This window comes from Tetzosporium hominis (assembly GCF_002265435.1).
Classification (GTDB): Bacteria; Bacillota; Bacilli; order Bacillales_A; family Planococcaceae; genus Chryseomicrobium; species Chryseomicrobium hominis.
Map to the genome: position 1 here is coordinate 97585 of NZ_NOKQ01000276.1, position 12182 is coordinate 109766.

10 protein-coding genes and 1 pseudogene are annotated in these 12182 nt (G+C 42.9%); all 11 read left to right on the forward strand.

All coding sequences use genetic code 11. From position 1 onward, the window contains the following. The first annotated feature begins 24 nt into the window (after nt 1–24). Nucleotides 25–729: a response regulator transcription factor gene (locus CF394_RS12775; RefSeq protein ID WP_094944107.1), complete on the forward strand. Its 705-nt coding sequence runs from the start codon at nt 25–27 to the stop codon at nt 727–729. Further along, nucleotides 726–2147: a two-component system histidine kinase PnpS gene (pnpS, locus tag CF394_RS12780; protein WP_094944109.1), complete on the forward strand. Its 1422-nt coding sequence runs from the start codon at nt 726–728 to the stop codon at nt 2145–2147. Before CF394_RS12775 ends, pnpS begins: the two co-directional genes overlap by 4 nt. A 15-nt stretch (nt 2148–2162) precedes the next feature. Further along, nucleotides 2163–3380: a carboxylate--amine ligase gene (locus tag CF394_RS12785; protein ID WP_094944111.1), complete on the forward strand. Its 1218-nt coding sequence runs from the start codon at nt 2163–2165 to the stop codon at nt 3378–3380. 170 nt (nt 3381–3550) lie between these two features. Then, nucleotides 3551–4510 (forward strand): FtsH protease activity modulator HflK, encoded by a 960-nt coding sequence (gene hflK / locus CF394_RS12790; RefSeq protein WP_094944113.1) that lies wholly within the window; start codon nt 3551–3553, stop codon nt 4508–4510. Continuing rightward, nucleotides 4507–5493: a protease modulator HflC gene (gene hflC / locus CF394_RS12795; RefSeq protein ID WP_094944114.1), complete on the forward strand. Its 987-nt coding sequence runs from the start codon at nt 4507–4509 to the stop codon at nt 5491–5493. Before hflK ends, hflC begins: the two co-directional genes overlap by 4 nt. A 73-nt stretch (nt 5494–5566) precedes the next feature. After that, nucleotides 5567–8194, forward strand: coding sequence for a DNA polymerase I (gene polA, locus CF394_RS12800; protein ID WP_094944116.1), 2628 nt, complete (start codon nt 5567–5569; stop codon nt 8192–8194). 12 nt (nt 8195–8206) lie between these two features. Then, the gene (gene mutM / locus CF394_RS12805; protein ID WP_094944118.1) at nt 8207–9079 is read left to right on the forward strand and encodes a bifunctional DNA-formamidopyrimidine glycosylase/DNA-(apurinic or apyrimidinic site) lyase; all 873 of its coding nucleotides are present in this window, start codon (nt 8207–8209) and stop codon (nt 9077–9079) included. Between the two features lie 9 nt (nt 9080–9088). Next, nucleotides 9089–9691 carry a dephospho-CoA kinase gene (gene coaE / locus CF394_RS12810; RefSeq protein ID WP_094944119.1) on the forward strand — a complete coding sequence of 201 codons (603 nt, stop codon included), beginning with the start codon at nt 9089–9091 and terminating at the stop codon, nt 9689–9691. Between the two features lie 111 nt (nt 9692–9802). Then, a complete protein-coding gene (locus tag CF394_RS12815; protein WP_094944121.1) occupies nt 9803–10822 on the forward strand; it encodes a glyceraldehyde-3-phosphate dehydrogenase in 1020 nt (339 codons plus the stop codon). A 403-nt stretch (nt 10823–11225) separates the two neighbouring features. Then, nucleotides 11226–11600, forward strand: coding sequence for an adenosylmethionine decarboxylase (gene speD, locus CF394_RS12820; RefSeq protein WP_094944123.1), 375 nt, complete (start codon nt 11226–11228; stop codon nt 11598–11600). 101 nt (nt 11601–11701) lie between these two features. After that, nucleotides 11702–12170 (forward strand): annotated as a pseudogene (nrdR, locus tag CF394_RS12825) (transcriptional regulator NrdR). The last annotated feature ends 12 nt before the right edge of the window (nt 12171–12182 follow it).

Consider the following 12182-nt stretch of genomic DNA (forward strand, 5'->3'; position numbering starts at 1 on the left):
CATTTAACTGAGGGGGAATAGACAATGGCAAAGATTCTTGTAGTAGAAGATGAACAATCTATCCAAACGCTTCTCACATATAATTTAAAAGATGGAGGGTATGAAGTGATTACCGCTTCAGATGGCCGTGAAGGGCTAGACAAAGCACTCACTGAAGCACCAGACCTCATCTTATTAGATTGGATGCTTCCGCATATGGACGGTATGGAAATTTGCAAACAGCTTCGCTTGCAAAAAAACCAAGTTCCTATCATTATGCTGACAGCAAAAGATGCAGAATTTGATAAAGTGCTAGGACTTGAACTTGGTGCCGACGATTATATGACCAAACCTTTCAGTCCTAGGGAAGTACTTGCTCGAGTGAAGGCGTTGCTCAGACGCTCTCAGCTGAGTGATCAGACAGACGGCTCAGGTGACAAGAAGTATCAATTCGGTGATCTTGTCATCTATCCAGAACGTTTCGAGGTTTTAAAAAATGGAGAGAGTCTTGAGTTCACTCCAAAAGAGTTTGAACTCTTGATTTATCTTGTTGAAAATAAAAATCGTGTTCTAACACGTGACCAACTCCTCAGTTCTGTATGGAATTACGACTTTGCTGGGGATACCCGTATTGTCGACGTTCACGTAAGCCACGTTCGTGAAAAGATTGAAGAGAACAGTCGCAAACCGTTCTTTATCAAAACGATTCGAGGACTCGGCTATAAATTTGAGGAGCCGAAAAAAGGATGAAGACATTCTACAGTCGACTTTTGATTGTCTTTGCTGTCTTGTATGCCGTGATGCTGGTTACACTTGGCATCGTGCTGGGACAGCTTTTTCCTATTGTCTTAAAAGAACAAGTGGATTTTGATAGCAATGATTTATCAGTATTTAACTTATTATTATTCGGTACTTTAGCTGTTTTTTATTTAGTATCGCTACTCATTGCACGAATTGTACTTGCTCGGTACATCAAACCAATTGATGATATTTCCCATACAGCAATTCACCTTGCAGATGGTGACTACTCAGCTCGTGTCTTTGAAGACGAACTCACGGGGATCACACCGCTCACTCAATCCTTGAACGTACTTGCACGCAATCTTCAAGAGATGTCTCAATTAAGAGAAAGTGAGCAAGAACGTTTAAAAACGTTGATCGAGACGATGGGTTCTGGCCTTATCGTGCTTGGGAGATCGGGAAATATCAGCATCATGAACAAAACGTTTGGGGGTCTCTTTGGTCTGCAATTTGATGAAGTCCGAGCACAAAATTATCAAGATGTGGGCTTACCTAAAGACTTACAAGCCTTTGCCTATAATCTGCTACTCACTGAGATGCCCACTCGTCAACAACTCCAACTTCAGACGTCCAAAGGCATCCGCTACACAGAATGCTACGGAGCTCCAATCATTGGAGAGTATGGAAAGTGGCTCGGGATGGTTATCGTTATTCATGACATCACTGAGTTAAAACGTCTTGAAAAAGTACGGCAAGATTTTGTGGCCAATGTCTCTCATGAGTTAAAGACACCTGTCACCTCTATTAAAGGTTTTACAGAAACCCTGCTTTACGGAGCGTATCAAAAAGAAGAAACCTTGCTAGAATTCTTAGAAATCATTAAACTAGAGAGCGACCGTCTGCAACTCCTTATAAATGACTTGCTCGATCTATCGAAAATGGAACAACATGAGTTTCATCTTCAGAGATCCGCAGTCTCTGTGGACATGGTCATCGGCAGGGCCTTGCAGCTAACGAAACAAGCTGCTGAGGATAAGGCAATTGCGATGAATTACAATTTAGAACAAGATTTGTTGATTCAAGGAGACGAGAACCGTCTTCTGCAAATTATCGTTAATCTACTTAGCAACGCCATCACGTATTCTCCTGACCAAACAACTATTGAGATTGCTGCTGAAAAACAACATACATTTGGAGTTTTCATCATTAGAGATCAAGGGATTGGTATTTCTAAAGAAGAACTCCCTCGCATTTTTGAACGGTTTTACCGGGTGGACAAAGCGCGCTCTCGAAATAGTGGTGGTACGGGACTTGGTCTTGCCATTGTGAAACATTTAGTTGAAGCCCATGAAGGGAAAATAGAAGTCGAAAGTGAACCGGGTAAAGGTACGACGTTCCGCGTCTTCATTCCACTGGTCACCACATAGCTTGGAGGAACTGTAATGCAATTGAATTTTTTGCCGATTATTGTCGGTACGGATATGAATGCCTATAATATGGCTATTTCTTTCCATGAGGAATATGGAATCCATCCCGTTCTAGTAGGGAAAGAAGAAATGTCGTTTACGAGTCTGAGCTCGATCCCATCTGCGATTGAGTATGAAAAAGATTTATGGAATAAGGATGCGTTCGTTTCGATTTTAGAGAGAGTCGCGAAAAAGTATCAAAAACAGGGAATATCCCTTTTGTTGATTGGTACGAATGATTTCTATGTTCGCTTGATTATTGAGAATCAAGAACAGCTTCGTGAATGGTATGTGTTCAATTACATGTCCGAAGATCTGATGAACGATTTATTAGTGAAAAAAAACTTTTACCGACTATGTGATGAGCATGGGCTTGATACACCAGATACCTATTTTTACAGCTGCAAAGAACAAGGCATTTTTGAAAAGGATGTCCAGTTTCCGTTAATCGTTAAGCCAAGTAACGGCGTTGAATATTATAAAAACAAGTTTCCTGGGCAGCAAAAAGTCTATCGGGTGGAAACACGTGAAGAATTGCAACAAGTATTAGATCAAGTGAATGCTTCAGGCTATCAAGAAGACATGATCATTCAAGACTTTATTCCAGGTGACGATACGTTCATGTGGGATTCGGTGTTCTATGTCAATACGAAAGGGAAGGCAGAGCTTGGAACACTTGCTCAAGTCGTCTTGCAAGAACATACGGTGACCGCTATCGGGAACTATACTGCACTTGTTACTCGTTACGATGAAGAGCTCATGAAAAAACTTCAACATTTCTTAGAAGCGGTGGGCTACCAAGGGTTTGCAAACTTCGATTTAAAATACGACGCACGAGACGGCAAATACAAAGTATTTGAAGTCAATATTCGTCAAGGACGTTCAAGCTATTACACGACTGCATGCGGTCACAACATGGCCAAGTATTTTGTGGACGATGTGATTTACGGACAAGAAAAACCATTGACTTATTTGAACACCGAATACTTATTCACTGTAGTGCCAAAGATTGTCTTGAAAAAATTCGTCGACAACCATGCAGTAAATGAAGAGTGCCGCCGCTTGATTCGTCAAGGCAAGTGGGGCAACCCGATGTTCTATAAAGGAGATACAAACACGAAGCGAAAGTTTTATCTCATTGCTCGTCAATTCAACTACTATAGAAAATATAAGAACAATCAGTGGGAATCTTAACAGTAGCTTCATACAGACTTTACAAACATCTCGTACTATAAAGGTAACCCCTTTTCCAAACTGGAAAAAAGGAGACCGAGTCAGCAATCGCTGGCTCGGTTTTCTTTTTGTGTGAAACTTTTCTGGTGGCTGTCCGTAAAAGAGATAGACAGAAGAAAGGGGCATACATAATGACAACAAAACGTTTACTATCCATCATCGGTGTCTCAATTGCCGGGCTTATTGTCCTTCTAGTGATTGCCACATCGTGGTATACAGTCGATGAATCGGAACAAGCCATCGTTATCACATTCGGGGATGCTGGAGATCCTATTACAGAACCAGGACTTAAATTTAAAATGCCTTGGCCGATCCAACAAGTAGAAAAACTTTCTAAAGAGACGTTCAGTTTACAGTTCGGGTACCAACAGACATCAGATGGAGAAATCGTCTCTTATGACGACGAAACCAAGATGATTACTGGAGATGACAACATCGTCTTAGCTGACTTAGTCGTCCAGTGGCGCATCACGAATCCACGTGACTACCTGTTCAATTCAGAGGATCCACGTGAACTGCTTCACTCTGCTACATCTGCATCCATCCGTTCCGTTATCGGGAGTTCTAAAATTGATGACGCGTTGACATCTGGTAAAGCAGAAATTGAAGCGACAACTCGAGATTTACTTGCAGATCTTGTGACGAAATACGATATCGGGATTACTGTATTATCCGTAAATCTACAAGACGTTGAGCTTCCGAACGAAGAAGTCCGTCAAGCGTTTACTGCTGTTCGAGATGCCGAAGAGCAAAAGAACATTAAAGTGAACCAAGCAGGACGCTATGAAAACCAACGTCTCGGAGAAGCGAACGGGGAAAAAGATGCTATCATCTCAAACGCAACAGGTGAAAAGATTGCTCGAATTGAGCAAGCGCGCGGAGATGTGGCTCTTTTCAACGAACTTTATGAAGAGTATGCACAGAATAAAGACATCACACGAGACCGACTTGTTCTGGAGACTTTAGAGGCGGTGTTACCTAACGCACAGCTCTATATCATGAACGAAAACACAGGTAACATGACGTACTTGCCACTTGCTGGACCACGTACTACGCCACCAGTTGCAACGGAAGGGAGCGATAACGAATGACCGAGAAAGATTCAAATTTCGTCTCACTGGAAGAGCGTTTCGCTCTGAATCAAAAGAAAAAACCGAAGAAGCCTAAAACCAAATATGAATTTGTCCTCGACTGGAAGAAGCACGGTAAGATCATTGGAGGTGTCTTCTTAGCCTTTATTTTAATCGTGATTTTCTTGACCAATATGTATGTGGTACGTGAAGGTGAGTATAAGATTGTTCGTCAGTTTGGTGAAATCGTTAAAGTCGTTGAAGAGCCTGGGCTCGGCTTTACTATTCCATTCTTACAAAGCACGACGACGGTCCCAAAATATTTGATGAACTATGAAATCTCGGAAGCGGAGATCAATACTAAGGACAAACGCCGAATTATTATTGATAACTATGCCGTTTGGAAGGTCAATAACCCACAACAGATGATTTCCAACGCAGGAACTTTGATTAATGCAGAATCTCGTATGGAAGAGTTTATCTACTCTGTCGTTCGTACAGAACTTGGTAGACTAGATTATTCAGAAATCATCAATGATGAGAACTCATCACGCAGAAGTCTGGGTGAACAGATCACATCGAGAGTCAATGAATTGTTAGCAGCGGACTCATACGGAATAGAAGTGCTCGACGTTCGTATCAAACGAACGGACCTTCCTGTAGAGAATGAACAAGCGGTGTTCCAAGACATGATTTCTGAACGTGAGAAGATTGCGCAAAAATTCTTATCTGAAGGGGATGCAGACAAACGCCGCATCGAAGCAGAGACCGACCGCCAAGTGCGAGAAATCATTGCAAATGCTGAGCGAGAAGCAGCTGTCATCATCTCTGAAGGAGAAGCAGAAGCGGCACGCATCTACAATCAGTCCTTCTCTAAAGACCCTGAATTCTATAATTTATACCGCACACTAGAATCGTATAAAGCAACAATTGGAGAAGACACGGTCATCATGCTGCCATCTGATTCTCCATATGCACAGATTCTTTCGGGGATTACACCGTAATGGACCACACCTTGCTTTCAGTCATGGTAAACTGAAAGCAAGGTTTTTTTCGTTCAAAAAAGGAGTGACAGATGTGTCAAAGCAAAAAGTAGTGTTAGTGGATGGGAACAGTTTGGCGTACCGTGCCTTCTTTGCCTTACCACTTTTAACAAATGAGCAAGGCATTCATACCAATGCCACATACGGATTTACCATGATGCTTCAGAAAATCGTTGAAGAAGAACAACCGACCCATATGTTAATTGCATGGGATGCGGGGAAGACGACATTTCGTCATGCAACATTCTCTGAATACAAAGGAGGTCGTCAAAAGACGCCTCCTGAGTTGTCCGAGCAATTTGCTTACATTCGTCAATTGGTTGAAGCATACCAAATTCCTCAGTACGAGCTTGATCAATACGAAGCGGATGATATTATCGGTACCCTTTCTAAACAAGCAGAACAGCAAGGGGTCGAGACCATCGTCATCAGTGGAGATAAAGATTTGACCCAACTTGCAAGTTCACTTACAACGGTTCAAATTACGCGAAAAGGGATTACAGACCTCGAGCATTATACACCAGAACATATCCAAGAGAAGTACGGCATTACACCTCTTCAAATCATCGATATGAAAGGTTTGATGGGAGATTCTTCAGATAACATTCCAGGGGTTCCTGGTGTCGGAGAGAAAACAGCCATCAAGCTGTTAACGGCTTATGAATCTGTGGAAGGCGTTTACGCACACATGGACGAGATGAAGGCTTCAAAAATGAAAGAAAAGCTCGTAGCAAACGAAGAGCTTGCCCATATTAGCAAACAGCTCGCAACGATTGAACGAGATGCCCCGGTAACAGTAAGTCTTGACTCGATCCAGTATCCAGGACCTGATATGGAAAAAGTGCATGCCATCTGGCAACAGCTTCAGTTTAAGACATTACTTGAAAAATCTTCATTCCAGTCCGATACAAAAGAGTTAACGGAAGTTACTTATGAAGTGGTGACAGAATGGAAGCCTGAACAGTTTGAACAAGACATGGCACTTCACATTGAGCTGTACGATGACCATTACCATACGAGTGCTATTTTAGCCGTCGGACTAATTGGAGAGCAGGGCCAGTATGTGATGGAAGGGAATGCCGCATTTTCCGATTCCTTATTCAAGGCATGGCTAGAAGATGAGTCGAAATTGAAACGTTGCTATGACGTCAAAGCATTCCAAGCAGTGGCTAAACGTTTCGGTTGTGAATTAAAAGGCGCGAGCTTCGACCTCTTACTTGCTGCTTATATTTCTGATCCTTCCATATCCTCTTCGCAAGACCTTGCGTCACTCGCACGTCACTTTGGCCACGCAGAAGTGGATGATGACGAAGCTCTTTACGGGAAAGGAGCGAAGAAGAAAGCTCCAGAAGGAGACGTCCTGTTTGAACATGTCATCCGGAAGACGACTGCTGTTTGGAAGCTTAAAGATATTGTAGAGTCCAAATTGAAAGAGACCGAGCAGTACGAACTGTATCATAATCTCGAATTGCCATTAGCAAGTGTATTAGGAGAAATGGAATCGTTCGGAGTCCGTGTGGACCGTGAAACTCTTGAGAAGATGGGTGTAGAGCTTCGAGGGCGTCTAGAGCAAATCGAAAAGCGCATTCACGAGATGGCAGGAGAAGACTTCAATATCAATTCACCGAAGCAGCTCGGCGTTATCTTATTCGAAAAATTAGGCTTACCAGCTATTAAGAAAACGAAGACGGGCTATTCAACTGCTGCAGACGTTCTAGAGAAGCTTCAAGGACAGCATGAAATCATCTCGGAGATTTTATTGTATCGTCAACTCGGGAAATTGCAGTCAACGTATATTGAAGGGTTGCTCAAAGAAATTCACGAAGACGGGAAAGTGCATACTCGCTACCAACAGGCGTTGACGTCTACAGGACGTCTCAGCTCCATCAATCCGAACTTGCAAAACATTCCGATTCGTATCGAAGAAGGGCGCAAGATTCGTCAAGCGTTTGTACCTTCTGAAGAAGGCTGGGTCTTGTTCGCAGCGGATTACTCTCAGATCGAGCTACGTGTCATGGCGCATATGTCTCAAGACGACAAACTGGTCCGTGCCTTTAAGGAAGACCGAGATATCCACACACAGACGGCAATGGATGTGTTTGGTGTCACAGCAGAAGAAGTGACGTCTAACATGCGTCGTGCAGCGAAAGCCGTGAATTTCGGAATCATCTACGGAATCAGTGACTATGGATTGTCGCAAAGTCTTTCCATTACGCGAAAAGAAGCCGCTACATTTATTGATAACTATTTGACGAGCTTTCCAGGAGTCAAACAGTTTATGGATAATGCAATCGCAGAAGCAAAAAAGCACGGGTTTGTCACAACGATCATGAACCGTCGCCGCTATTTGCCGGAAATCACAAGTTCGAACTTCAACCTTCGAGGATTCGCAGAGCGGACGGCAATGAATACACCAATTCAAGGAAGTGCTGCCGATATCATCAAAAAAGCGATGATTGATATGGACCGTGAACTGGAAGAACGCGGACTGAAGACAAAGATGTTGCTACAAGTACACGATGAACTCATCTTCGAAGTACCTGTAAATGAGCTCGAGACGATTGAACAGCTTGTGCCTCACGTCATGGAACATGCCGTAGAATTATCGGTACCACTGAAAGTAGATTTTGCACACGGCAAAACATGGTACGAAACGAAATAAGGAGGGATTTGAATGCCTGAACTACCAGAAGTAGAAGGCGTCGTCGAATCCTTGAGACCGTATATTGTTGGAAAAACGATTGAGAAGATTCATGTGTCTGATCAGTTAGTGACCAGTCACGAAGCAGGGAAGCAAGCCATAATCAAAGGGCTTGCTCCTGCTGCTTTTTCTGAAGCGGTGCAAGGATTTCAAATCAAACAATTGACGCGCCGCTCGAAATATATGTTTTTTGAACTAGAGTATGATGGCCAGCATGCTTGGATGGTAGGACATCTTGGAATGACGGGGGCCTGGTTCCCGGTAAATTCCTTAGATGACATCAAAGAAGCTAAGTTTCGCAATCACATCCACGTTATCTTTACGTTAGATGACGGGTCGACTCTCGTCTATTCGGATATTCGACGTTTTGGAGAGCTCCGCTTTCTCCATGAACTTCACGACCATCCACCGCTTCTAGCGATGGCGCCAGAGCCGTTTACAGAAGAGGGACTTGCACATTATCTGGAAATGGCCGAACTGCCAAAGTATAAAAACAAACCTATTAAAGTCTTTATCATGGACGGTCATGTAATTTCAGGATGTGGGAATATCTACGCGACAGAAGCGTTGTTCAGAATGAAGATCCATCCGAATCGCCAAGTCGGTCGTATTTCAAAAAAGAGGAAAAATGAATTGTATCAAGCTATTGTCGACGTACTTAAAGAAAGTATTGAACGAGGTGGCAGCAGCATCTCCGATTACCGGAACGTAAATGGTGGAGCTGGGAATATGCAGCACTTCTTAAAGATGTACGGTAAGAAGCAGTGCCCATCCTGTGGTACCCAGACAAAGCAGATGGTCATAGGAGGCCGAACGTCTACCTACTGCCCAGTATGTCAAAAATAGGAGGTCACTATGATCATTGGATTAACAGGTAGTATCGCTACTGGAAAAAGCACAGCAGCGAATCGGTTCAAAGAGCATGGTATCCCAGTAGTCGATGCGGATCTGATTGCACGGCAAGTGGTAGCACCTGGAACGCCAACTCTTCAGAAAATCAAAGAAGCTTTTGGAGACGAGGCACTTTTACCAGACGGCTCGATGAATCGAGAAGAAATTGGTCGTCAGATTTTTGGAGACGAAGAAAAACGAAATGTGTTGAACGGGATTATCCATCCCGCGATTCGCCAAGAGATGTTGCGTCAAAAAGATGTCTATCTTGCGCAAGGAGAAAAAATCGTCATTTTGGACATTCCTCTATTATTTGAGAGTAAACTAGAGCATTTTGTAGAACACATTGTTGTCGTTGGAACGACCCCTGAAATCCAAAAGCAGCGTTTGATGGCTAGAAACGATTTCACAGAGCATCAAGCAGAGGAACGAATAGCTTCTCAAATTCCAATTACCGATAAAATGAAATGGGCAGATGATGTCATTCAAAATGACGGCACATTGGATGAGTTATACGAACAGGTGGATTCCCTTGTAGCTGAATGGAAACAGGCACTGTCAGAATAATGGAACTTTTATTTGTGTCACATATTAGAGTACCAGATAGACTTTAATGTGTTATACTAATTGCATATTAAGTGAATTAGTATCACATAGTTAACAGGAGGAACGGTATTTATGACAGCTTCTATTGCGATTAATGGTTTTGGACGAATTGGACGCATGGTGTTTCGCCAAGCGATTATGAAAGACGATCTTTCGATTGTGGCGATCAACGCTAGTTACCCAGTGGACACTTTGGCTCACTTGATCCGATACGATTCCGTACATGGCAAGTTTGAAGGCGAAGTGGAGACAGCTGAGAACGCTCTTATCGTAAATGGTAAGCGCATTCAAATCGTAAGCGAACGCAACCCAGCTGCACTACCTTGGAAAGAATTAGGTGTGGATATCGTTATCGAAGCCACTGGAAAGTTCAATGAACGTTCAGGCGCTGCGCTTCATCTTGAAGCAGGAGCCAAGAAAGTCATTTTGACGGCTCCGGGTAAAAACGAAGACATCACTGTAGTTCTAGGTGTTAATGATGACCAATTAGATCTTGAAAAACATGACGTCATCTCAAACGCAAGCTGTACAACAAACTGTTTAGCTCCTGTAGCAAAAGTGTTAAACGATGAATTCGGTATTGTTAATGGATTGATGACTACGGTTCATGCTTATACAAATGATCAAAATAACTTAGACAACCCACATAAAGATCTTCGTCGTGCGCGTGCTTGTGCGCAATCGATCATTCCGACGTCGACTGGTGCTGCGAAAGCGTTGACATTAGTTCTTCCTGAGTTAAAGGGTAAAATGCACGGTATGGCTCTTCGTGTTCCAACACCAAACGTTTCTTTAGTAGACTTAGTCGTCGATTTAGAGCGTGACGTGACAGCTGAAGATGTGAACTTGGCATTTGAAAAAGCAGCTGCAGGTTCCATGAAAGGCATCTTAGCTATCACTCAAGATCCATTAGTTTCTATCGATTTTAACACGACGACTGTTTCTGCAACAGTTGACGGCTTAACAACTATGGTAATCGGCGATCGCAAAGTGAAAGTTCTTGCTTGGTACGACAACGAGTGGGGCTATTCAGCTCGCGTAGTGGACTTGACTCAGAAAGTTGCAAAGTCCTTAGAGGCTATTACTGCATAAGTTGAATTTGGAAGGCGCCCATTGTGGCGCTTTTTTTATGGTGACATTGGCTGAGCGAGCGTTCTTCGACAAATATGAGGATTTATTCTACAAATCTCGGAGTTTAATCTACAAATCTCGGAGTTTAATCTACAAATCTCGGAGTTTAATCTACAAATCTGAAGATTTATTCTACATATTTCAGATTTTCTTCTATTTATAGAGTTTTAGGTCGTGAGAAAACGCTACAAACAAAGCGGAGAGAACTACTTTCAAAATTTTATTGCATTTTATGTCGGATGTTCGTATAATGAAAATCGTGCCAAAAGCACCGGCTACTTAAAGGGTTAGGACCTCTCTGGACTAACTTTCCCCCGTGGTAGTCACTTTGATTAAAAATTCCAGTCAAAGGGGGAAACGGACATTGGAAACAATGGGACGTCACATCATTGCTGAACTGTGGGAATGCGATTTCGACAAATTGAACGACGTGAACTTCATTGAACAAACTTTCGTAGATGCTGCACTGAAATCAGGTGCGGAAGTACGCGAAGTTGCGTTTCATAAATTTGCACCTCAAGGTGTAAGTGGAGTCGTCATCATTTCAGAATCACATTTAACAATCCACAGCTTTCCAGAGCATGGCTACGCTAGTATCGATGTATACACATGCGGTGACCTGGATCCGACAATTGCAGCCAATTATATCGCCGAAGCACTTCATGCTAAAACGCGTGAGTTGATGGAGCTTCCACGTGGTATGGGCCCAGTTGCAGCAAAATCATTACAAACGGTTTAAAATTACAGCAGAGGGGAATCTCCCTCTGCTTTTTCTATGGGTGCAGAAGTGCCCTAACTTTAGTATAATGAATGAAATACGAGCATATAGGAGCGTTAATTATGAGATGTCCCTCCTGCCAATACAATGGCACGAAAGTAGTCGATTCACGACCGGTCGATGAAAACAAATCCATACGAAGAAGACGCGAATGTGAACAATGTGGGGTTTCGCTTTACGACGTTTGAAAAAGTAGAAGAGACGCCACTGATCGTGGTTAAAAAAGATGGCTCACGAGAAGAGTTCAGTCGCGAAAAGATGTTGCGTGGATTAATCCGTGCGTGTGAAAAACGCCCAGTCACTCTAGAACAGTTAGAAGAAGTTGTTTTCACGATTGAAAAAGAATTGCGCCGCACAGGCAATTCTGAAGTGAAATCAGAACAAGTCGGAGAACAAGTGATGGAGAAACTTGCTGCAGTCGACGAAGTTGCCTATGTCCGTTTCGCATCCGTTTACCGCCAGTTCAAAGATATCAATGTATTTATGGAAGAAGTGAAAGAGTTACTAAAACGCAACCCTTCTTCAAACTAGAAAGGATGAGAG

Bases quoted from the DNA above. Each gene is read 5' to 3' on its own strand.
- CF394_RS12775 (WP_094944107.1), top strand. From the start codon at position 25: ATGGCAAAGATTCTTGTAGTAGAAGATGAACAATCTATCCAAACGCTT.
- pnpS (WP_094944109.1), top strand. From the start codon at position 726: ATGAAGACATTCTACAGTCGACTTTTGATTGTCTTTGCTGTCTTGTAT.
- CF394_RS12785 (WP_094944111.1), top strand. From the start codon at position 2,163: ATGCAATTGAATTTTTTGCCGATTATTGTCGGTACGGATATGAATGCC.
- hflK (WP_094944113.1), top strand. From the start codon at position 3,551: ATGACAACAAAACGTTTACTATCCATCATCGGTGTCTCAATTGCCGGG.
- hflC (WP_094944114.1), top strand. From the start codon at position 4,507: ATGACCGAGAAAGATTCAAATTTCGTCTCACTGGAAGAGCGTTTCGCT.
- mutM (WP_094944118.1), top strand. From the start codon at position 8,207: ATGCCTGAACTACCAGAAGTAGAAGGCGTCGTCGAATCCTTGAGACCG.
- coaE (WP_094944119.1), top strand. From the start codon at position 9,089: ATGATCATTGGATTAACAGGTAGTATCGCTACTGGAAAAAGCACAGCA.
- CF394_RS12815 (WP_094944121.1), top strand. From the start codon at position 9,803: ATGACAGCTTCTATTGCGATTAATGGTTTTGGACGAATTGGACGCATG.